Origin of the sequence: Corynebacterium kozikiae, assembly GCF_024580965.1 — a bacterium.
Lineage (GTDB): Bacteria > Actinomycetota > Actinomycetes > Mycobacteriales > Mycobacteriaceae > Corynebacterium > Corynebacterium kozikiae.
The window spans coordinates 1-21,028 of sequence record NZ_JANIKJ010000006.1; the positions used below are offsets into that span (position 1 = coordinate 1).

Genomic DNA, 21,028 nt, shown 5'->3' on the forward strand with positions numbered 1-21,028 from the left:
CCCTCGTTCCCCGCGGCACCCTACCGCGCCCCGCCCGCGGGGAACGAGGGGGTCTACAGGTCCTCGCGGGATTTCGGCGAGGACTGCTCCACGATCTTCACCTGCCCTTGGCTGAGGCCTCCGAGGTCTACCTCTTCTGGATCCACCACGTCGCCGGCAACGCCGAGGTCGCCTTCGATCACCACGTTGCCGGGGATCACGATGTTGCCATCTTCGTCCTGTTCGAGGGCAACTACGGGGAGTTCATTGCCTTCTTCGTCATACCCCGGCGCAGGAAGCGCCTCATGGGCTTCCAGCTTTTCTGCGGTGTCCGTTTTCTCCCAACGGCGAGTTTCCACGCGGCGCTGCGCCGCGGAGTCGTCGGTCATGCCTTTCACAAGGGAATACATCATGACGAGTTGGGTGAGGAAAAACGGGAAGGCAACGATGATCACCACTTCCTGCAACGTGGCAATTCCCGTTTCAGGGCTGAGCACCAGCAGCGAACCGGCAACGGCGCCGATGGCCACGGTCCACAGGATGCGGTACCAGGTGGGGGTGAGTTCCTCCTCGCCGGTGGCGAACATGTCCGTGACCATGCCTGCGGAGTCCATGGACGTCACAAAGAACACCACCACCACGATCAGCGCCAGGATGGACATTGGCAGCGTGAAGGGGTACTCCTCAAAGAAGCCAAACAGCGCGAAGGGGACGTCGCCCTGCTCAACCACCGGAATGGAAAGGCGGCCTGGGTTTTCCAGCTCAATTTCCAAGCCTGCGCGGCCGAAGATCGCGAACCACACCACGGTGAAAATCGTGGGCAGCGCCAACACGCCGCCGATGTATTCGCGAACTGTGCGCCCTCGGGAAATGCGGGCCACGAACATGCCAACATATGGCGACCAGCAGATGGACCACGCCCAATAAAACACAGTCCACTTGCCCTGCCAGCCGGGGTTGTTGCCAAAGGAATCAGTCCAGAACATGATCTCCGGCAGGCGCTCGGCGTAAAGCCCAAAGGATTCCACCACGAAGCGCAGCAGGGTCAGCGTTGGTCCGGCGATCACCACGAACACCATTACCAGCACGGCCAAGGCGATGTTGATGTTGGAAAGAATCTTGATGCCGCGGTCCAAACCGGATGCCACGGAGAACCCCGCGATCACGGTAATCACCAGGAGAATCACCAACTGCGCCCAACTCACCTCGGGCACGCCGAAGAGGCGGTTCAGACCAGCGTTGATCTGCAGCACACCCAGGCCCACGGACACGGCGATGCCGAACACGGTGCCGATGATGGAAAGGACGTCGATCAACTTGCCGGGGGTGGAGTACACCTTCGAGCCGAGCACAGGGGCAAACACCGAACTCACACGCGGCGGCAACTTGCGCTTGTAAATGAAGTAGCCGAGCGCCAGACCGGGCAGGGCCATGATTGCCCACATGTGGATGCCAAAGTGGTAGAAGGTGAACGCGAAGGCCTCGCGCATCGCCTCCTGGCTCATCGGCTCGGTGTCTTGCATCGGTGGGTTCACCGCGTGGTTCAGCGGCTCCGCCACACCCCAGAACATGAGCACCGCACCGATGCCGCCGGCGAACAGCATGCAGAACCAGGCGATGAGGGAGTGCTCGGGGTCATCGTCGTCATCACCCAAGCGCAGCCGGCCGTACCTAGACACGAATATGGCCAGCAAGAAAATGAAGGTCACCGAAACGCCGGCGATATAGAGCCAGCCGGTGTAGCGCAGCAAACCGCCGGCAATGGAAGTGAAGGCATCACGCGCCGTCGATCCCAAAATCGACGTAATCACCACGAAAGCCACGATGAACCCCAGCGAGGCCAGGAATATAAAGGGGTCCGACTGAATCCCGAACAGCGCCTTCTTGCGCCCTTGAGGTTCCTCTTTGATCAGCACCCTCCCGCCCGCGGGGCTGCTGGTTTCCGAATTCTTTTCGCTTTGTTGATCCGAGCTACTCGGGGAAGACATAAATCCAATTCCAGATAGGGAACAAAAACCCAAAGAATTTTAGCGGAGTCACCCCAAAAGTGCCCACTTCTGGAACACTCAGCTCTCAGTTCTTAGGTTTTGGTGATCCCAATCTTGTCCACCTTGATCCCGGGATGCTTGACGACGAGCGCCTGCGCCACCTCATAGGGACGCGGCACTGCGCCCTGCGGAAACTCCACGGTGTACGGGGCAAGGCCCGTGCGCTCCCCCAACGCATGCTCGGGCAACAGGCGCATGTACGAGCGGCCGTGCTCCGAATACAGGTGAAGCTCCCGCAGTTGCTCAGTGGGAAAGCGCACACCAGAGTGCAGGATGCGCACGTGTTCATCGATCTTCAGCACCGGCTTACGGCGTTTGATAGTCAGCACTATCCATGAGATCACCGCAATGGCAATGCCAACCAAAGGGAGCACACCCGCAAAGGTAAACAAGGTGTCCAGCACGCCGCCGTTGCCGCTTCGCGCGGCAAGAAACATCCATGCGAGCGGCGCCATGACAACAATAAATGCGATGCACAAAACAGTGGCTTTGGACCGCGCAATTGCTGCCGGCGAGGTGCGAACTTCAATGCTCATAACACCTTGGGATCCTACCCCACCCAAAGTGCACGATAAGCATTAGCCTGCGGTTGTGGAAGGGTTGGCATACCGGGGCAAAACAACTACATTGTGTGCATGTTGCATTCCAAACGGCTTGCCACCAAGGTTGCCTTGGCGGCATCGATGGCCGGAACCCTCACCGCCTGCCAGGCGGGCTACACGGCCTCCCAGACCGTTGATACTGTAGCTGCCGCGGACGTGATCACCCTCGGGTTATCCGCCGCACCCGCCTCCCTGGACTTCACCACCACCTCCGGTGCCGCGATTCCGCAGGCCCTCATGGGCAATGTGTACGAGGGGTTGGTGCGCATTGATCAAGACGGCGAAATCCAGCCGCTCCTTGCCACGAGCTGGGACATCTCCCCAGACGGCAGGAGATATACCTTCCACCTGCGCCAGGGCGTGACCTTCTCCAACGGTGATGCTTTCAACGCGGACACCGCGAAGTTCTCCATCGAGCGTGTGCTGAGCGACGCTTGGACCAACGGCCTGAAGAAGGGCATGGCCAACGTGGTTGCCGTGGAAGCGGTGGATACCTACACCCTGCAGGTGGAGTTGGCAGAACGATCGAACTCTTGGCTGTGGCGCATGGGCACGCTCATAGGTGCAATGATGACCCCAAACGGGGTAGACAACCTGGCCACCACCCCCGTGGGCACTGGCCCCTACGAGGTGGACGCCTGGGCCGTGGGCACTTCCCTCTCCCTCAACGCGAGGGCGGACTATTGGGGTGAAGCACCAGCCAACCAACGCGCAGTCCTGCGCTACTTTGGCGACCAAGTTGCCCTGGCCAATGCAGTGCGCGTGGGTGACATTGACGCCGCCATCGACGTACAAGCCCCCGAGCTCCTGGACGGACTGCGCCAAGTGGACACCCTCGAGGTGGCCGTTGGCACCACCAACGGCGAGGTGATCTTGTCCATGAACAACACTCGCGCCCCATTCAATGACCTCCGGGTGCGCCAGGCTGTGATGTACGGCGTGGACCGCCAAGCAATCATGGCCACCACCTGGGAAGGCTACGGGACTGACACCGGCGGCGCACCAGTCTCCCCAACCGACCCCTGGTTTGATCCCCAAGTGGCCCAGAACGCCGAGTACCCCTTTGACCCGGCGCGCGCCCGCGCCCTCATGGAGGAAGCCGGCGCGGTGGGCACCCCGATCACCATCTCCGTGCCTTCGCGTACCTATGCAACCACTGCGTCTGAGTTGTTGTACTCCCAATTGCGCGACATCGGTTTTGAAGTCCAACTGGAAACAGTGGAGTTCCCCGCGGTGTGGATTGCCAAGGTGCTGACGCAAAAGGACTATGACATGTCCATCGTGGCCCATGTGGAGGCGCGGGACGTCGGCACGCTTTTTGGCACCCCGGATTATTACCTCGGATTCCAGGACGCCACCGCCCAAGAACTGTTAGCACAGGCAGATTCGGTTGCACCGGAGCAATATGTGCCCACCATGCAGCAGGCGGTGGGCCGGATTGTGGAGCAGGCGGGTGCAAACACGTTGTACAACCTGCCGAACGTGGTGATTGTGCACAAGGGGGTTCGCGGAGTACCCACCAATTTGGTGGCAGATGGCATGCGGCTCGCGGAGATCAGCAAGCGGGAGGTGAATCCCTGATGGCGAGGAGGATCATCCAAATTGTGGCGAAGTACGCCCTCACGCTGCTCGTTGCGAGCATCGCGGTGTTCGTGCTGCTGCGCATCACCCCAGGCAACCCGGCGGAAATTGCCCTGGGCGTGAGTGCTACCCCGGAAGGCGTGGCGGAACTCAGCGCGCAGATGGGCCTGGACCGGCCGCTGTGGGAGCAGTACTTCACCTGGATTGGAGGGCTGCTCACGGGTGACTTTGGGGTCTCCATCACCTCTGGCACCGATATTTCCCCGATCGTGTGGGACCGGCTGCAGGTGAGCCTCATCCTTGTGAGCAGTTCGATCCTGTTTGCTCTGCTTCTGGCGGTGCCGCTGGGGCTGTGGGCTGCGAAGCGCGGCTCGGCGTGGATTATGGCGCTGAGCCAAGTGGGCATCGCGGTGCCCAGCTTCCTTGCCGCCATTTTGCTGGTGGCGGTGTTCGCGGTGCGCCTCGGGTGGCTGCCGCCGAACGGGTGGGCGGTGCCCGCACAGGACTTCAGCGGGTTTCTCGCGCGCCTGATCCTGCCGGTGGTGAGCCTCGGCATCGTGCAGGCCGCAATCATGACCCGCTACGTTGCCTCCGCCATCCAGGATGTGCTGCATCAAGACTTCATGCGCACCGCCCGCGCGATGGGGCAATCAAGCTGGGGAGCAATTTTGAGCCATGGGCTGCGAAACGCCGCCCTGCCAGTGCTCACAGTGACTGGGCTGCAGTTGACCTCACTCCTCATTGGCGCCGTGGTGATCGAGCGAGTGTTTGTACTACCTGGGCTGGGCACGATGCTGCTCGATGCGGTTTCCGCGCGCGATCTGCCCACCGTGCAGACCATCACCATGGTGTTGGTGGGGTTCACCATCCTCATGAACGCATTGGTGGACTTTGCCTACCTGGTGGTAGACCCGCGCACGCGTGTGCAGGCAGCAGGCTCGCGAGCTGGCTCGCGTACAGGTTCGCGGGCTGCAGAAGGGGCAGCGCCCAAGGCTGCTGCCGGTGAAAGCGAAGCACCGGGCGCACAGGTGGAGGCACGCGCATGAACCATACACGAGCACAACTGAAGGCACTCGGCGCAGGAGGAATGCTCGGTCTGGCCATCATCGTGCTGGTGATCGCCACGGCGCTCATCTCCCTGGTCTGGACTCCTTATGATCCGCTGCACGCCATCCCTGCCGAACGCCTCCAGGGCCCGAGCGTTGCACACTGGCTGGGCACGGACCGCTTTGGACGCGACGTGGCCTCGCAAATCATGGTGGGTTCCCGCATCTCCCTGCTGGTGGGCGTGGTCGCGGTGGCGGTGGCTGCCCTCGTCGGCGTGCCCCTTGGCATCGCAGCGGGAATGCGCCGCGGCGTCCTGGAGACCGTCATCATGCGAGGCGCAGACATCCTCCTCGCCTTCCCCGCACTCCTGCTGGCCATTGTGGCAACAGCGGCTTTCGGCGCCACCACCACTACAGCGATGGTGGCAATCGGCGTGGCCAACATTCCCAGCTTCGCGCGCGTTGCCAGGGCCTCCACCTTGCAAATCATGAGCCAAGATTTCATCGCCGCTGCCCAAGATGCCGGGCACTCAAGCTGGCACATCGCCTGGCGCCACGTGCTGCCCAGCTGCCGCAACTTCATCATCGTGCAAGCCTCCGTGGCCTTTGCCCTGGCCATTCTCGCTGAAGCAGCCCTGAGCTTCCTCGGCCTAGGCACCCCACCACCAGACCCTTCCTGGGGCAGGATGCTGCAATCCGCGCAGGCCTCGCTGGCAAGCGCACCGGGGCTCGCCCTGTGGCCGGGCTTGGCAATTGCGCTGACGGTGCTGGGCTTCAACCTCTTTGGCGATGCCCTGCGCAAAGTCAGCGATCCACAGACCGCCAAGCAGACCGCCAAGCAGACTCCAGAGAGGACGCCCAAATGACCAGCAGCACACTCCGCGTAGAGCATTTGCGCATCCCCGACATTCTGGATGACGTCTCACTCCACATCAACGCTGGCGAGCGGGTGGGTCTGATTGGCGAGTCTGGCTCCGGCAAAACCATGACCGCGCTGTCCATTCTGCGCCTGGTGGATTCCAGCGGCGAGATCCGCCTACATGAACAGGATTTGCGCGCGCTCAGTGAACGCGGCATGTGTGAGGTGCGCGGCAAGAAGATCGCGATGGTCTTCCAGGAGCCTATGAGCGCTCTCGATCCTCTCATGAGGGTGGAGCGGCAAATCGTTAAGGTCCTCACGGTGCATGGTGTGCCACGCAACGCAGCAAAGGCCCGCGTTCCAGAAATGCTCGAGCAAGTGGGACTCACCCCGGCGCACGCTAGGCGCTTTCCCCATGAGCTCTCCGGTGGACAGCGGCAACGGGTGCTCATTGCGATGGCCCTTGCCCACGAACCCGACCTGTTGATCTGCGACGAACCCACCACCGCCCTGGACGTCACCAGCCAGCGCGCCATCGTGGAACTCATTTTGGCCCAGGTCAAAACCCGCGGCACCGCCTTGCTATTCATCACGCATGACCTCGGCCTGGTGGCGCACACGTGCCAGCGCATTGTGGTGCTGCAGGAGGGCAGGGTTGTGGAATCCGGTGACACCACCAGCATCCTTGCCGCCCCTGCTCACCCGTACACGCAGCGCCTGCTGGAGGCGTCGGAACTGCCGCGTGCCCGCCCGCACACCCCAAGCCCCGAGGTGCTGGTGGAGGTGGATGCTGTATCCAAGGTGTATCCGCATCGTTTCCGCGCCCCCACCCGCGCGGTAGATTCGCTGAGTCTGAAGGTAACGCGCGGCGAACGCCTGGGCATCGTGGGTGGGTCCGGCAGCGGCAAAACCACGCTGCTCAAGATGATCGCTGGGCTGGAAACGCCCACTTCAGGCCGAGTTTCTGTAGCCGCCACCACACGCATGGTGTTCCAAGACCCCAGGGGCTCGCTGGATCCGCGTATGAACGTGCGCTCCATCCTCCAAGAAGGCGCGGGGCCGAAGGCGGGGCAGCTTTCCGACGCGCGCCTGGCGCAAGCTCTGCACGAGGTGGGGCTGGCGGAGGAGATGCTCGAACGCTTCCCGCACGAGTTTTCCGGTGGTCAGCGCCAGCGAATCTCCATAGCACGCGCATTGCTGGGCAACCCCGACGTGCTGCTGGCTGACGAGCCAGTGAGTGCGCTGGATGTGTCCGTGCGCAAAAAGGTGCTCTCCCTCATGGACAAACTCGTGGCCGAACATGGGCTGACCATGATTTTTGTCTCCCACGACCTGCATGTGGTGCGCTCGGTGTGCAGCACCGTGGCCGTGATGCACCAGGGCCAAATAGTGGAATACGGGCCCTGCGAGGAGATTTTCACCAACCCGCAAAGCCCGTACACCCGCAGCCTGCTTGAGGCCGTGCCGAGGATCCCTGAAGTCAGGCGTTAAGCCGTGTGAGCGGCCTTCTCCCCCACCGCTGCCTGCGGTGCCGCAGTTGGGCGAGGGCCGCGCTCATCCATCTTGCGGCAAATGGCAACGTAAACCGCACCGGAAATATTGTGAATCACCGCTGCCACCGCACCTGGCAGGGCGGCTTCTGGGCTGAAGAACTTGGCCGCCATGCCGGAGGAAAGGCCTGCCGACTGCGTGCCCACCTCCACCGCAAGAGTGCGCTTTGCGGCGGTGGACTGGCCGGTGAGCTTGCCTGTGAGGTAGCCCAGGGCGTATCCGCCCACGTTGTGCAGGATCACGGCAACAAACACAATCATGCCCACGGTAGCCAGGCGCTCTGCGTTGTTGGCAACCGCGCCGAACACCACGCCGCCAATGCCCAGGATGGAAATCCACGGAAGCACGGGCAGGATGCGCTCGATGAAGCTATTGGCAACGAAGCGAATTGCCAGGCCGCCGATCACGGGCAGCAGCACGGTTTGGCACAGCGTCCAGGCCATACCCCAACCATTGACCTCAGTACGGGTGTCCGCCAGTGCCAGCATGAGCAGCGGGGTCATGATCGGGGAAATGAGGGTGGAGACAGAAGTCATGGCAACGGAAAGGGCAACATCACCACGGCACAGGTAGGCAATCACGTTTGAGGAGGTGCCGCCAGGCACAGAACCGAGCATCAGCAGGCCCACCGCCAACGCGGGGTTGAGCCCCAGCAGTTTGGCCACCACCACGGCGAGCAGCGGCATGATCACGAACTGCGCCACCACACCGATGAGGATTGGGATTGGGCGCTTTGCAACCGCCTTAAAGTCCGGGATAGTCAGAGTCAGGCCCATGCCGAACATGATGATCATCAGGAAGTAGGTGATGTACTGGCTCAGCGGCTGGAACGGCGCTGGGAACATGAACGCAATTGCGGAGCCGATAATGATGAACGCTGGGAAACCCAGCACTTCAAACAGACTGTTCTTTGTGCTGGCTTGCTGGTGCTCTTGCCCTGTGCCTGTGCCTGTTCCGGTGCCTGCTGATTGTGGGGGAAGGCCGCTTCCCGCGGTGTGCTGAGACACGTCTTGGGTGCCCTTTCGTGATTAGATTTCCTCTCCAACCGGGCGCCCTTGCAATGCTGGTGTGGGTGGCCAGGTGTGCAAGGCGGATGCCGTTGGTGAGGTCTACATCTCAACCGCGCGGATTGTGCGCTGCAGCACACAATCCAACACGGCTCGCCCCACCTCGGTCAAATCAGTGATCCTCAATGAGGGTATGTAGCTCAGAGAAGATCCCTGCTCCGTCGTGTCGGATGCCATCATGCTGGAACTTGTTGGTCACGTGTGGACGCAGGTCAAGGTATGTTTGGGCGGTCTGCATGGAGTACTCGAAGGGCACAAAGATGTCATCCAGATACACCGCCGCGGCGGCAGTCACGGGGGCAGACGCAAGGGTCTCCGCGTGGTACGGGGACTGCTCCCACTCGCGGCGCGCGAGCTGTTCGGCGGCATCCGCAAACACCTTCAGTGCGGGGTCCTCTTCGAATTGCCATGGGAAGATGTGCTCACCGGTAAAGAAGAAGGGCTCCGCCGTGCGTGGATCAAGTTGCTCCTCGAATCCGGGGATTTCCTCGCGGATGCGCTGAGCCGCCCACCCCGTGACGTCCTGGCCCGCAACTCCGCCATAAATCGACTCGTGAATCACCGCATACAGCGGCCCGCCCGCGAAACTGAGTTCCGCGCTGACTTGGCTAAGGAAGTCACCTTTCAGGCGCTTTTCGCCCGCGACGGTATGGAATGGCTCCTCCAACAGGTAGGCCAGATGCGCAAATCCCTCGCCACGGCCAAGGCCGATCCCCAGGGTGCGCAAGCGGCGCGCGCTCAGCCGCTCCCCGCTGGCCAGGCGCTCGTCGGAAAGCTCCAGGTGATGGCAGATCTCACGCAGGCGCTCCTGCGCCCAAGGGAACTGCTGGTAGAAATCCAGATTGCGTTTGCGCAGCTTGGCAAAGGTGGTGCGGTACACCTCGTCTACCGACGCCTCCAGCGCCGGCAGTCCCCCAGTGAGGTAGGCGCGCTCCACGGATTCAGGGTGCCGGGAAAGGTAGGAGGTGATGCAGAAGCCGCCGAAGGACTGACCCAGCAGACTCCACTTTTCCAAGCCCAGGGCTTTGCGGAGGGCCTCGGCGTCCTCCACAATGTGCTCCTGACGCAGGAGGTGCAGGTGCTGGAAGTGGGCGGTGGCGTTGGTGGCGTCGATGCGGTTGGAGCGGCCGGTGCCACGCTGGTCCAGCAAAATCACCCTGTAGTGCTGTAGCGCCGCGCCGATAATGCCGCTTGCCCCGAAGGGACGCGGTGCAGGGAACCCTGGGCCGCCCTGGAGGTACACAACCGCGGGAAGATCCTCGCCCCCCTTAGGAACGAGCTCACGGGCGTAGAGCGTAAACGTGCTTTGCGCTGCGGGTTCGTTGGAATTGGGGGTGTTGGGTGTGCTGAAGTGATCCCAGGGGACCTCCAGGAAATGCTCGCGGATGGTCATGCCGAACTGGCGTGAGGTTTCAGTGCGAAGTCGGGTGGCGTTCATAGCGAACAGTGTAGCCAGTGGGTACGACCTGCACACCGTGGCCACCGTAGCCACCGTGCACACCGTAGCCACCACGGCCAGCGCGGCCAGCGTGGGCGTGGGCGTGGGGGTTGGCGTTGGGGTTCTATAGATTCTCGGTATTCTCAAAAATCTCAAAAATCTCGAAAGTCTCGAACAGGCTACACTGAGTCTATGACTGTGCAATTAAGGAATCCTTTCCGCCCAACCTTTGGCATCGCTCCCCTGTACTGGGTGGGCCGCGCTGATGTACTGGAGAATTTCCGGACTGCGCTTGAAATTGGACCAGGTGCTTTTGGGCGAAGCATGCTCATCAGTGGCAACCGCGGTATTGGAAAAACTGCGCTCCTGAACGAGCTAGAGGATATTGCTGAGCAGCAGGGATGGGTGGTACTGCGGACGTCGGGAAGAAATAGTTTCATCCAGGAACTTGTAGAGACCACGATTCCCAAGACGATCGCCGACCTTGATCCACCGAAGCAGCGCCGTCTTTCCAGCGTGGGGCTGAGCTCTGTGGGATCTGTTGGTTTCGATGTCTCCCCGGCGGAAACATACAAACCCAGCCTCAATACCCGATTGCGCGACCTGCTGGCGCTGCTTACTGAAGCAGGTGTGCTCATCACCGTCGACGAGGTGCAAGACGCCAACCCTACAGAACTCACCGAGCTCGCGGTGGCATTCCAGGACTTGCTGCGCGACGAGCAGGAAATCTCCCTGGTAATGACGGGCCTTCCACAAGGAATTGAAAAGCTCTTGCAACTGCCAGGAACCACGTTCATGAGGCGTGCGCAGCGTTTTAGCCTAGGTGAATTTTCGCCCAAAAATGCAGCAGAAGGGTTCCGGGCCACTGCGTTTGACTCGGGGATAGCATTCAGCCCGGAGGCTGTGGACATGGGAGTGCGAATTTCCAAGGGATATCCATTCCTGGTGCAGCTTGTTGGGGCACTGGCCTGGAATCAGGCACACAGAAGAGGGGCAGTTGAGGTATCTGCAGCCGACGTTGCAGCAGTGGAACGCACCACCGTGAGCAATATGGGTACGCAAGTCCATGGCCCGGCCCTAAGAAACATTTCACCAGCACAGCGCCAATTCCTGGACGCGATGGCCAAACATGACCACGATGCCGTTCCAATTTCCACAATCGCGGCAACTGTAGGCAAACGCCCGCAGGGAGTTTCGGACACCAGGGAAAAACTCATTGCCGCTGATCTCATTGAGAGCGCCGGCACCGGACTGGTCAGGTTTACCCTCCCCTACCTGAGGGAATACCTCAACAACACGGACACCCTGGGGAGGGTTGACTAGCTTCGCCTGGAATACCGGCATGCACGGTGCGCTTGAGACGCTTACTGCATGGGGCGCTTGGGGCTTGGAGTTTGGGGCTTGGGTTCTCAAAAATCTCAAAAATATCGAAATACTCGAAAGTCTCAACCGCCGTGGCTACCCCGACCGTCCCGACTGCCCCGATGCCCAGACTGCCCCGTCTACCCCGATGCCCCGACCGTGCTCGCTTTGCGGAGCGGTAGAATGTCCACCATGTTGGCTGAAGAACTCACCCGTACATACGCACAGAACTACCAGGCCGTATTGGAGCATATCGCCGAAGCCGCCAAACGGACGGGGCGTGACCCCCAAGAAGTGCGCCTGATCGCGGTGAGTAAAACGCACCCCATTGAGCAGGTCCGAGCAGCCGTGGCGGCGGGGATCACCGTCTTGGGTGAGAACAAACCCCAGGAACTCGCAGAAAAGGCCCAAGCCATTGAGGATGCGCAGGTACATTGGTGCGCCATCGGACATCTTCAGCGCAACAAAGCCCGCGAAATTGCGCAGTATGCACACGAGTTCCACGCCCTCGATTCCCTCAAGGTTGCCGAAGCCCTCCAACGCCGCCTCGACGGCTTTGACCGCACCTTGGACGTATTCATCCAAGTGAACACCTCACTTGAGGAGCAAAAAGGTGGGATCGCCGCAGGTGAGCTCGGGCAATTCTTGGAAGCCCTCGCGCCCTTCGACCGCCTCAACGTGCGTGGCCTGATGACCATGGCCGCCGCATCTACGGACCCTGCTGTAGTCCGCCCTGCCTTCCAAGCCCTGCGTGAACTGCGTGATTCCACCCTGCCCGGCGCGGAACTCTCCATGGGGATGTCCGGTGATTACCAATGGGCTGTTGAGGAAGGAGCCACAAGCGTGCGCGTCGGCTCCGCAATCTTTGGAGCTCGCAACTACCCAAACTCACCTTCCGCACACGAACCTAAGTAGGCTGCCCCTGTGATCGGTGTCCTTCACGGCTTTGCCATCATTTTCTTCATCATTGCGGTGGGCTACGCGCTCGCACGAACGCAGGTGATTAAGACGAGTGAGCGCCTGGTCCTCAACCGTGTGTCTTTTTACGCAGCCACACCGGCACTCGTGTTTACGGTAGTTGCGCAATCTCGCCCTGAGGAGCTATTTTCCCCGGTCATCGCGGTGACCACCCTTGCCTCCCTGGTGACGGCGGCCATTTTCGTAGCCGCTTCCCGCGCGTGGTTTCCCGCCGACCGCGCCTCAACCGTCTTCGGTGCAGCCGCCTCCAGCTACGTGAACTCCAACAACATTGGGCTTCCCGTGGGAATCTATGTACTCGGCTCCGCGGCCTACGTTGCCCCGCTGCTCGTGGTGCAAATGGTGGTGCTCACCCCGCTCATCCTGGCACTCAGCCAAGAGCCCGCACAGTCCAAAGCCGGGCGTTCCCGAGCGCTGCAAATGCTCGCCACCATCGGCAAGTCCATCGTGAACCCAATTGTGCTGGGTTCCTTCGCAGGCTTCGCCGTGTGCATCACCCAAGCGCAGGTGCCGAGCATCATCATGGAACCAATCACATTGCTGGGCGGTGCCTCGATCCCTGTGATTCTGATGTCCTTCGGTGCTTCATTGCACGCAGCGTCGCCGCTTTCCGACGCAGCCCAGCGCACCGCAGCACTCACCGCCACCGGGCTGAAAACTGCAGGCATGCCGCTGGTTGCCTTCCTCATAGGCTGGCTGTTCGGGCTCCGCGACGCCGAACTATATGCGGCGGTGATCCTTTCCGCGCTTCCTACGGCACAAAACGTCTACAACTATGCGGCCACATATCAACGCGGCGAGGTAGTTGCTCGCGATTCCATCCTGCTGTCCACCTTCCTCGCTCTGCCCGCCATGCTGGTGATCGCTTTGGTGTTTGGGGCGTAGGAAGACACTTTTCCACAGGTCCGAGGAACGTCACGGGTGGACTGTGGAAAGAAAAAGGGGCGTGTCCGGCCCCCTTGCTACACTGCGGGCTGTGCGCAAAAAGTGCACGTCAAAGCCTATACAGGGGGATGAAAATGCATATCGCAGACATCAAAGACAAAGTTGCGAAGCTGCTGCGCCAGGCGGCCGACCAGGAGGGGACGCCAGAAGGCGCGGTGTTTCAGGAAAAGGCCTTTGAACTCATGGCCAAATACGGCGTAGAAGTAAGCCAACTGGAGGAAGAACAACCTAAGGGTGCCCAGGCACACCACCAATATCTGTACGGCGCCTACACAGACTTGCAGTGCCGGCTGCTCGCAGTGATCGCCATGAGTTTGCACTGCGTGGTGGTGTGCCACACCATTGCTGGAAAGCAACGGATCAACGTGGTGAGCGTGTTCGGACTGCCGCAGCATCTTTTCCGCGTACAAACACTGTTTGAGCTGCTCAACCCAACCATGCTCACCGGTGCCCAGGAATACCGCAGGCACCGGGACTTCCCGAACGGTGGCTACACGCGCAGAGCGAAGCGCTCCTGGATGATCGGGTTCACCCACACCATCGGCACCCGGCTACAGGCGATCGAGCACGCCTACACAGAGCACTTTGCCCGCGGTGGTCGCTCCGGGGAGCTAGTGCTGCAAAGCGATCTTGAGCAGGCTCAACAAGCTGCCCACGAGTGTTTCCCGGAGAGTTACGTTGCCCCAAATAAGGGAGTGGACATGGTGGATTCCCACGCCTTCCGGCATGGGAAAGAAACCGGGGACCGTCAAGACCTTGGGCAGCAGCGGGTGCCGCCGCGGCAATTCGCGCTCGAAGGCCGCTAGAGGCGGAAAGAGACTCGTGGCGGAAAGCTACGGAAGGCTAATCTTCGTCGGTGGAAAGCGCTGCCACAAAGGCCTCTTGAGGTACGGAAACCGAACCCAAGGACTTCATGCGCTTCTTGCCTTCCTTCTGCTTTTCCAGCAGCTTGCGCTTACGGGAAATGTCGCCGCCATAGCACTTTGCCAGCACGTCCTTGCGCATCGCCCGGATGTTTTCACGGGCAATGACCTTGGAACCAATGGCCGCCTGGATGGGGACCTCAAACTGCTGGCGTGGGATCAGTTCCTTGAGCTTCTTGGTCATCTTGTTGCCGTACCACTGCGCGGAATCGCGGTGGACGATCGCAGAGAAGGCATCCACGGGGTCGCCGTTGAGTAGGATGTCCACCTTCACCAGGTTGGCCTCCTGCTCCCCGGCCTCCTCATAGTTCAAGGAGGCGTAACCCTTGGTGCGGGACTTCAGCGCATCAAAGAAGTCAAAGATGATCTCGCCGAGCGGCATGGTGTAGCGCAGCTCCACGCGGTCCTCGGAGAGGTAGTCCATGCCGCCCATCTGGCCGCGCTTGGATTGGCACAGCTCCATGGTGGTGCCCACGAACTCCGAAGGCACGATGATGGTGGTTTTCACCACCGGCTCCCACACCTCACGCAGCTTGCCGCCAGGCCAGTCCGAAGGGTTGTGCACATGGGTTTCGGAGCCGTCCTCGGCAACCACGCGGTAACTCACCGAAGGTGCGGTGGAGATGAGGTCAAGATCGAACTCGCGCTCCAGGCGGTCGCGGGTGATTTCCATGTGCAGCAGGCCCAAGAAGCCACAGCGGAAACCGAAGCCCAAAGCCACGGAGGTCTCAGGTTCGTAGGTGAGGGATGCGTCATTAAGCTGGAGTTTTTCCAGGGCATCGCGCAAGTCTGGGAAGTCGGCCTGGGAAATTGGGAACAGGCCGGAGTACACCATGGGCTTTGGTTCCTCGTAGCCCTGCAACGGCTCCTCGGCGCCTTTGGTGGCCCAGGTGACGGTATCGCCCACCTTGGACTGGCGCACGTCCTTCACGCCGGTGATCAGGTAGCCCACTTCACCGGGGCCTAGGCCATCGCACTTTTTCGGCGTTGGTGAAACAATGCCGATTTCCAGTAGCTCGTGCACCGCGCCGGAGCTCATCATCTTGATCTTTTGGCGTGGGGTGAGCTTGCCGTCAATCATGCGGATGTAGGTGACAACGCCGCGGTAGGTGTCATACACCGAGTCAAAAATCATCGCGCGTGCCGGCGCCTCCATGGGCTGCTCCGTGGTGGGGGCGGGAACCAGCTCGGCAACCTTGTCCAACAGGGCCTCTACGCCTTCACCAGTTTTGCCGGACACCCGCAGCACATCCTCCGGCTCGCAGCCAATGATGTGGGCGATCTCCAGGGAATACTTCTCCGGGTCGGCGGCAGGCAGGTCAATCTTGTTGAGCACGGGAATGATCTCAAGATCGTTTTCCATTGCCAGGTACAGGTTGGCCAGGGTTTGGGCCTCAATGCCCTGCGCGGCGTCCACCAGCAGGATTGCGCCCTCACAGGCTTCTAGTGCTCGGGAAACTTCATAGGTGAAGTCCACGTGGCCTGGGGTGTCGATCATCTGCATCACGATCTGTTCACCCTTAAAAGGCCCGGAACGGGGCACCCACGGCAAGCGCACATTTTGCGCCTTAATGGTGATGCCGCGCTCACGCTCGATGTCCATGTTGTCCAGGTATTGGTCACGCATATCACGCGCGTCCACCACGTTTGACAACTGCAAGATCCTGTCCGCCAGGGTGGACTTGCCGTGGTCAATGTGCGCAATGATGCAGAAATTGCGGATCTTGGTGGGATCCGTGAACGTCTTTTCCGCAAACTTCTCTGACAATGAACTTCCTTTACACCTGCTATACGTCTCCCCCACCATATCCCATGCCACATTGCAGAATTGAACCAACGCATCTCCCAGGCCCACGCCCAGGGCACGCATTTTCATTTCCTTTTCATTTCCTGAGGCAATTTTTAGGGCTAGAATCGAGGGATATTTCCACAGTTGAAGGTAGATCAGGATCCTCCCCTCTTTTAGGACGAATCCATGGGCACACACACCAACCGGTTGCACCTCACTCGCCGCCGCAGCAAAACGGACGCCAGCGGCATGGACAAGCTGCGCAATTTCTTCCGCAAGCACGAGGAAACCTCCGCCACCATTGGGCTTGATCGCATCAGCGAGCGCCTGGGGCTCAGCAACCCCTCCGAAGACGCCGCCCGCGCCCTGGAAAACGCCTGCATTGTCTGTGATGCCCAAACCCTTTCCCGCGATATCGTCTATGCCCCAGACATGGACGGCAAAGTGGACCCCGGCGAAGTGGTGTGGTTCTGGGCGCCCATCGACTCCCGCACGAAGGAACTCAACGAGCGCGCCATGGTAGTGATTGGCCGCACCGGCGAGCACGTATTGGGCCTTGTCACCAGCACCGACCCCGACCACGGGGAGGAATACAATTGGATCGACATCGGCGCTGGCCCCTGGGACGGCGAGGGCCGCCAGTCCTGGGTTCGCGTGGACCGCGTAGTCCAGGTCCCTGAGTACTCCATCCGCCGCGAAGGCGCCGTACTCCCCCAGCACCGCTTCGAGCGAATCGCTAACCGCCTGCGCAAAGACTTCGGCTGGCTCTAGCGCCTCCCCAAGCATTACCGACGCCGCCAAGGCCCGAGTTACTCAGGTTACTTCGCGGCTCCACCACTGCTTGGTGTTTCAGGTGCTGCTCTGGTAGTGTTTTCGAAGCAACATTTGCAGTTGTTCCAAGCATCAAGCGTGTGCAGTCACGCGGGCAGGACCTTGGGCCCGTGGGTGCACGCCTTTTGTTTTGCAAAAGGTGCTTGTTGGGGAGCCATCCCTGCTGGGCAACACCAATATCACAAGAGGTATTTTTTCATGGCAAACATCAAGTCTCAGAAGAAGCGCATTCTCACCAACGAGAAGGCTCGTCAGCGTAACCAGGCAGTTCGTTCTGCAGTTCGCACCGAGATCCGTAAGTTCCGCGAGGCTGTTGAGGCCGGCGACAAAGCCGCTGCTGAAACCCAGCTCCGCGTTGCTTCCCGCGCTCTGGACAAGGCTGTGACCAAGGGCGTGTTCCACCGCAACAACGCGGCGAACAAGAAGTCCCGCATGGCAACCGCTTTCAACAAGCTGGGCTAACACCCTCACTGGTTGCTAAAAACTCCACCGCATTCCCCTCATGGGAAACGGTGGAGTTTTGTTTTCCCTGGTGTGCGCTAGTACAGCTCCGCGATACCGTTGAGCACCAGCGCCACGCCCGCAACGCAGAAGAACACGCCGGCTATGAGATCCAGCCAAGGGCCAAAAGCCATGAACCTGCGGCGCAACGCATTTGTACTTATCAGCAGAGCGATGAGCGAGAAACCTGCGAATGCCGACGCACAAATGACCGCCACCACCAGCAGCGCCACCGCAATGCTCGGTTCCGGCGGCATCAAGGGGGCAATGATTGCGGCGAAGTACAGCAGCACCTTGGGGTTGGACAAGTTGGTAAATAGCCCCTGGCGGTAGCATGCCCACGCCGTGCCGAACAATTCAGAGATCTGCGCCTCGCTGGCAACGGGGATACCCATCGCAAACTGGACCCGCGCGCTGCGCAGCATCCCAATGCCCATCCACACAATCCACGCGCCGCCTACCATTTGCACCCAGCCCAAAATATCCGGGTACGCAGTCAGCAACGTAGCAGCGCCGAACACGGTGAGTGACACCCACACCACTAGGCCAGTTGCAATCCCCGCCGCCGCGGCAAGGCCACGGATCCGAGAGCGGGTAGCCAGGCGCGTGATGAGGAAAATATCAGGGCCGGGGGTGAGCATTCCGGCGAGGTTGAGCAGCAAAATGGTGCCGAGCTGATGCAACCCCATCGCCGCTACGCGCTGAGGTCCGAGATGTCTACGCCGAACAACGCCGCAGTGTCCCGCGCGGTTGGGTGCCCTGCATCCAGGTCCGCACCGGCCTGGACGAGGATTCGGGCGATCTCCAATTCTTTCTTAAACAGCACGCCGGCTATTGGGGTCTGACCTCGGTCGTTGACCCGGTTGACGTCGGCACCGCGCTCGATGAGTGCACGCACAGCGGGCTCGTTGCCGTTGTATGCAGCAAGCATGAGCAAGGTGTTGCCGTCTTGGTTGGTGAGGTTGACGTCAACGCCGGCGTCGATGTAACTGGCGAGTTCTTCGGCCGCCTGTGGGTCGCGGGACAGCGCGAAGATTTTGGTTACTAAGGCTTGTACGTCTTCGGGGAGTTCGTTCGTCACCTGAATTATTCTAACCAGCAAGTTGGCTAATGCGGGCCACGGCCTGCTCAATGGCGTATTCGGGGTCACCGCCTTGGCCTTTTACCGTAGCATCGAGGTCTGCCATCACGATCACCGCTTCACTCACGGCACTGCTTGACCAGCGGCGGGCAATTTTAGCGGTCTTTTCCACCACGAAGGGCGCCATCCCCAACTGGCCCGCCAGGGCGTGAGCATCCACGCGCATGGTGGAATAAAGGCGGGCGATCGCGCTGACTTTCATACTCAACGCCGCGGCAAGCGCCACCGGGGACGTCCCTAATTGCAGTGCCCTTCGGGTGCTGGCAACGGCCCGCTGGGTTTGGCCACTGCAGGCGAGGTCCGCGATGTCAAAACCGGAGACCTCCGCCACGCCGATATAGTACTCGCGCACAGCTGCTTCCGTAACGTTGCCGGCGTTATCCGCCACCAACTGACTGATTGCGCTGGCAAGCTCCCGGAGGTCAGAGCCCACACCCTCCAACACCGCTTGCACAACGTCCGGTGTGACGCGCACACCGTGGCGTCGGAACTCATCGGTGACCCACCGTGGACGCTCGCTTGGCTTTAGGTTGGCTACCTCATGGACCGTGGCGATCTTGCGCAGCTTGGTTGCCAACTGCTTTTGGCGCCCGCCCCCGGAGTGGGAAATGATCAGCGTGATCCCAGGCGCGGGGTTCATAGCGGCATCGAGGATGAGCGCTGCCGGTTCTTTGCCAGCATCCTCGGTGTTGGTGAGCACCACCAGGCGGTCCTCACCAAACAAGGAAGGGCTAAACAAGTCAATGAGCTCGTGCTCAGTGACGTCCCCGGCGCGCAGGGTGGACACAACCACGTCTGGGGACTGCTCAGCGCGAACCTGCGCCACCACTGCCTCACGCGCGCGTTCGGCGAGGAACTCGTTTTCACCGACGATCAAATGAACCTGCACGCACACTATCGTGCCACAAGAAGCAGCTACTGCGGCCGCCTGCCCCGCGCCGCTAGCCCCATACCGCCGCGAGCTCGCGCCCATGCCGATCCAGAGCATCACAGTTACCAACCCAGCAACAAACCACCCCAGGCCCACGAGCTTGGCGCGCGCGATGCCCACTCCTCAGGCAGCGAGTGCTAAGGGGGCGCGGCTGTCGGTTGTGTCGGAGGCTTTTGTTCCTCCGCTTCCGCGGTCATCGCTCTCCGGGCTTGATAGCATGGGGCTTATGGCCCGCAATCCCGTCCGCCACAACTGCGCCCAACCCCACCAGTGCTCCTTGGACGTGCGCATGCAGGTCATGGCCCGTTCCCCGCTGACCAAGATGCTGAACCCGCAACAACACAGGGAACTCGACCAGCATCTGACCTCCTGGGCCTGGGCCGCGGGTGATCCCATCCTCCTAGCCGGCGAGCAGGCCCAGGGCAGCTATATGGTCGCCGCCGGTCGGGCCCGGATCACCCGGGACACCATCGATGGCCGAGAAATCACCGTCGACATCGCCGCCCCTGGGGATATCATCGGCCCACTGCACACCCATAGCTCCCCAGCCACCGACTCCGCCTGGGCGATTGAAACCATCTGCGCGCTCTACCTGCCCGCCGAGGCCCTAGCCGAGGTTGTGGACGCCTACCCGCAAATGGCGTTGGCGATCATACGGATGCAGCAGGACCAATTGGTCCGGTCCCGGGAACGCGAGACCGCACAGACCACCTCGACTGTCGAGCAGCGCGTGGCCGCCACCCTCCAACACCTGGACGCCAAGCTCGGGCAAATCCGACAAGACGGATCCAGCCTGCTGCAGGTCCGCCTACGCCGCGACGACGTTGCCGGCATGGCCGGCACCACCGTCGAGTCCGCCTCCCGGGCAATGGCGCGGATGAAGAAAACCGGTGTCATTGACTCCGGCCGCGAATGGATCGCCATTACCAACCACCAGGCCCTGGCCGACCTGGTCGCCGGCCTCTAAACGCCCACATCCCTCTCTTTTTTCCAGAACAATTTCCTGGTAGGAGAGATTTGTCGTTGTTTGATCCAGGTCAAGGAATTACCCCGGAAAGGACCGTATCTTCAAGGGTGCAAGCACAGGAACATGACGATAAAAGATGAAAGGACCTGGTTACGATGACCGCCCCGGCCACACTGAAGAACACCACCTTGCGCTCTGATGAGTTCACCTGTCCGAGCTGTGTCGCCAAGATCGAAAACAAGCTGAATGGTTTGGAGGGCGTGGAGAATGCGGAGGTGAAGTTCTCCTCCGGACGCATCCTGGTCAGCCACGACCCACAGAAGGTCTCCGTACGGGACCTGGTCACCGCGGTAGCCGAGGTCGGTTACACCGCCAAGCCGTCGGCCTACTAAACACCCCCTATCCGAGTACCCAGGAAAGGAGCATGATCGACGCCGCGTCATCTCCACGCTAGGAACCCACCAGCACCGTACGGTGCTGGTGGGTTCC

19 protein-coding genes and 1 pseudogene are annotated in these 21,028 nt (G+C 60.9%); 12 read left to right on the top strand and 8 right to left on the bottom strand.

All coding sequences use genetic code 11. The annotated features are described in order from the left end of the window. Positions 1-53 precede the first annotated feature (53 nt). Positions 54-1,967 carry a BCCT family transporter gene (locus tag NQ018_RS05355; protein WP_257059211.1) on the bottom strand — a complete coding sequence of 638 codons (1,914 nt, stop codon included), beginning with the start codon at positions 1,965-1,967 and terminating at the stop codon, positions 54-56. Between the two features lie 92 nt (positions 1,968-2,059). Continuing rightward, positions 2,060-2,563, bottom strand: a complete 504-nt coding sequence (locus tag NQ018_RS05360) for a hypothetical protein (RefSeq protein ID WP_257059212.1) — start codon at positions 2,561-2,563, stop codon at positions 2,060-2,062. Positions 2,564-2,662: 99 nt separating this feature from the next. Here NQ018_RS05360 and NQ018_RS05365 point away from each other — a divergent pair, with 99 nt between their 5' ends. The 4 genes and pseudogenes from NQ018_RS05365 (at position 2,663) to NQ018_RS05380 (ending at position 7,606) form a co-directional block, all read left to right on the top strand. Beyond that, positions 2,663-4,210, top strand: a complete 1,548-nt coding sequence (locus NQ018_RS05365) for an ABC transporter substrate-binding protein (RefSeq protein WP_257059213.1) — start codon at positions 2,663-2,665, stop codon at positions 4,208-4,210. Continuing rightward, a pseudogene (locus tag NQ018_RS05370) lies at positions 4,210-5,142 on the top strand (ABC transporter permease); the annotation flags it as partial. The gene NQ018_RS05365 and the pseudogene NQ018_RS05370, both read left to right, overlap by 1 nt. A 155-nt stretch (positions 5,143-5,297) precedes the next feature. Then, a complete protein-coding gene (locus NQ018_RS05375; protein WP_373566902.1) occupies positions 5,298-6,122 on the top strand; it encodes an ABC transporter permease in 825 nt (274 codons plus the stop codon). Further along, positions 6,119-7,606: an ATP-binding cassette domain-containing protein gene (locus NQ018_RS05380; protein ID WP_257059216.1), complete on the top strand. Its 1,488-nt coding sequence runs from the start codon at positions 6,119-6,121 to the stop codon at positions 7,604-7,606. The genes NQ018_RS05375 and NQ018_RS05380 overlap by 4 nt, the downstream gene beginning before the upstream one ends. On the opposite strand, the gene NQ018_RS05385 is transcribed toward NQ018_RS05380, so the two are convergent. Together NQ018_RS05385 and NQ018_RS05390 are read right to left on the bottom strand one after the other, a co-directional pair. Further along, positions 7,603-8,568: a bile acid:sodium symporter family protein gene (locus tag NQ018_RS05385; protein ID WP_257059449.1), complete on the bottom strand. Its 966-nt coding sequence runs from the start codon at positions 8,566-8,568 to the stop codon at positions 7,603-7,605. The two genes, NQ018_RS05380 and NQ018_RS05385, sit on opposite strands and share 4 nt — an antisense overlap. Before the next feature lie 277 nt (positions 8,569-8,845). Continuing rightward, on the bottom strand, positions 8,846-10,171 hold the full coding sequence (locus tag NQ018_RS05390; protein ID WP_257059218.1) for an alpha/beta fold hydrolase: 1,326 nt from the start codon (positions 10,169-10,171) through the stop codon (positions 8,846-8,848). Between the two features lie 192 nt (positions 10,172-10,363). On the opposite strand from NQ018_RS05390, the gene NQ018_RS05395 reads away from it, so the two are divergent. From NQ018_RS05395 to NQ018_RS05410, 4 genes are all read left to right on the top strand, one after another. Beyond that, positions 10,364-11,494, top strand: coding sequence for an ATP-binding protein (locus NQ018_RS05395; protein WP_257059220.1), 1,131 nt, complete (start codon positions 10,364-10,366; stop codon positions 11,492-11,494). A gap of 231 nt (positions 11,495-11,725) precedes the next feature. Then, positions 11,726-12,448 carry a YggS family pyridoxal phosphate-dependent enzyme gene (locus NQ018_RS05400; protein ID WP_257059223.1) on the top strand — a complete coding sequence of 241 codons (723 nt, stop codon included), beginning with the start codon at positions 11,726-11,728 and terminating at the stop codon, positions 12,446-12,448. Between the two features lie 9 nt (positions 12,449-12,457). Beyond that, positions 12,458-13,396, top strand: a complete 939-nt coding sequence (locus NQ018_RS05405; RefSeq protein WP_257059227.1) for an AEC family transporter — start codon at positions 12,458-12,460, stop codon at positions 13,394-13,396. 128 nt (positions 13,397-13,524) lie between these two features. After that, complete coding sequence (locus NQ018_RS05410) at positions 13,525-14,262, top strand: DUF2786 domain-containing protein (RefSeq protein ID WP_257059230.1); 738 nt, start codon at positions 13,525-13,527, stop codon at positions 14,260-14,262. Between the two features lie 37 nt (positions 14,263-14,299). Here the strand turns inward: NQ018_RS05410 and lepA are convergent, their stop codons facing one another. Continuing rightward, positions 14,300-16,147 carry a translation elongation factor 4 gene (gene lepA, locus NQ018_RS05415; RefSeq protein ID WP_257059232.1) on the bottom strand — a complete coding sequence of 616 codons (1,848 nt, stop codon included), beginning with the start codon at positions 16,145-16,147 and terminating at the stop codon, positions 14,300-14,302. A gap of 207 nt (positions 16,148-16,354) precedes the next feature. Between lepA and NQ018_RS05420 the strand changes: the two genes are divergently transcribed. Together NQ018_RS05420 and rpsT are read left to right on the top strand one after the other, a co-directional pair. Then, positions 16,355-16,939, top strand: coding sequence for a type II toxin-antitoxin system PemK/MazF family toxin (locus tag NQ018_RS05420; RefSeq protein ID WP_257059234.1), 585 nt, complete (start codon positions 16,355-16,357; stop codon positions 16,937-16,939). A gap of 258 nt (positions 16,940-17,197) precedes the next feature. Further along, positions 17,198-17,461, top strand: a complete 264-nt coding sequence (gene rpsT / locus NQ018_RS05425) for a 30S ribosomal protein S20 (protein ID WP_257038514.1) — start codon at positions 17,198-17,200, stop codon at positions 17,459-17,461. A gap of 77 nt (positions 17,462-17,538) precedes the next feature. Here rpsT and NQ018_RS05430 read toward each other — a convergent pair whose 3' ends face one another. Genes NQ018_RS05430 through holA form a run of 3 tightly spaced genes read right to left on the bottom strand, consistent with a single transcriptional unit; the run spans position 17,539 to position 19,530 of the window. Then, positions 17,539-18,189 (bottom strand): LysE family translocator, encoded by a 651-nt coding sequence (locus tag NQ018_RS05430; RefSeq protein ID WP_257059237.1) that lies wholly within the window; start codon positions 18,187-18,189, stop codon positions 17,539-17,541. A 5-nt stretch (positions 18,190-18,194) separates the two neighbouring features. Beyond that, positions 18,195-18,590 (bottom strand): ankyrin repeat domain-containing protein, encoded by a 396-nt coding sequence (locus tag NQ018_RS05435; RefSeq protein WP_373456440.1) that lies wholly within the window; start codon positions 18,588-18,590, stop codon positions 18,195-18,197. Between the two features lies 1 nt (position 18,591). Next, a complete protein-coding gene (gene holA / locus NQ018_RS05440; RefSeq protein WP_373566900.1) occupies positions 18,592-19,530 on the bottom strand; it encodes a DNA polymerase III subunit delta in 939 nt (312 codons plus the stop codon). 268 nt (positions 19,531-19,798) lie between these two features. Between holA and NQ018_RS05445 the strand changes: the two genes are divergently transcribed. Together NQ018_RS05445 and NQ018_RS05450 are read left to right on the top strand one after the other, a co-directional pair. Further along, entirely contained in the window at positions 19,799-20,539 is a 741-nt protein-coding gene (locus tag NQ018_RS05445) for a Crp/Fnr family transcriptional regulator (RefSeq protein WP_257059240.1), read from the top strand. A 155-nt stretch (positions 20,540-20,694) separates the two neighbouring features. Continuing rightward, on the top strand, positions 20,695-20,931 hold the full coding sequence (locus NQ018_RS05450) for a heavy-metal-associated domain-containing protein (protein ID WP_257059243.1): 237 nt from the start codon (positions 20,695-20,697) through the stop codon (positions 20,929-20,931). The last annotated feature ends 97 nt before the right edge of the window (positions 20,932-21,028 follow it).

Excerpts from the sequence above, each read along its gene's own strand:
- NQ018_RS05410 (WP_257059230.1), top strand. The coding sequence starts at position 13,525 with ATGAAAATGCATATCGCAGACATCAAAGACAAAGTTGCGAAGCTGCTG.
- NQ018_RS05400 (WP_257059223.1), top strand. The coding sequence starts at position 11,726 with ATGTTGGCTGAAGAACTCACCCGTACATACGCACAGAACTACCAGGCC.
- NQ018_RS05365 (WP_257059213.1), top strand. The coding sequence starts at position 2,663 with ATGTTGCATTCCAAACGGCTTGCCACCAAGGTTGCCTTGGCGGCATCG.
- NQ018_RS05375 (WP_373566902.1), top strand. The coding sequence starts at position 5,298 with ATGCTCGGTCTGGCCATCATCGTGCTGGTGATCGCCACGGCGCTCATC.
- rpsT (WP_257038514.1), top strand. The coding sequence starts at position 17,198 with ATGGCAAACATCAAGTCTCAGAAGAAGCGCATTCTCACCAACGAGAAG.
- NQ018_RS05380 (WP_257059216.1), top strand. The coding sequence starts at position 6,119 with ATGACCAGCAGCACACTCCGCGTAGAGCATTTGCGCATCCCCGACATT.
- NQ018_RS05430 (WP_257059237.1), bottom strand. The coding sequence starts at position 18,189 with ATGGGGTTGCATCAGCTCGGCACCATTTTGCTGCTCAACCTCGCCGGA.
- NQ018_RS05395 (WP_257059220.1), top strand. The coding sequence starts at position 10,364 with ATGACTGTGCAATTAAGGAATCCTTTCCGCCCAACCTTTGGCATCGCT.
- NQ018_RS05355 (WP_257059211.1), bottom strand. The coding sequence starts at position 1,967 with ATGTCTTCCCCGAGTAGCTCGGATCAACAAAGCGAAAAGAATTCGGAA.
- NQ018_RS05450 (WP_257059243.1), top strand. The coding sequence starts at position 20,695 with ATGACCGCCCCGGCCACACTGAAGAACACCACCTTGCGCTCTGATGAG.
- NQ018_RS05390 (WP_257059218.1), bottom strand. The coding sequence starts at position 10,171 with ATGAACGCCACCCGACTTCGCACTGAAACCTCACGCCAGTTCGGCATG.
- NQ018_RS05360 (WP_257059212.1), bottom strand. The coding sequence starts at position 2,563 with ATGAGCATTGAAGTTCGCACCTCGCCGGCAGCAATTGCGCGGTCCAAA.
- NQ018_RS05445 (WP_257059240.1), top strand. The coding sequence starts at position 19,799 with ATGGCCCGCAATCCCGTCCGCCACAACTGCGCCCAACCCCACCAGTGC.
- NQ018_RS05420 (WP_257059234.1), top strand. The coding sequence starts at position 16,355 with ATGGGCACACACACCAACCGGTTGCACCTCACTCGCCGCCGCAGCAAA.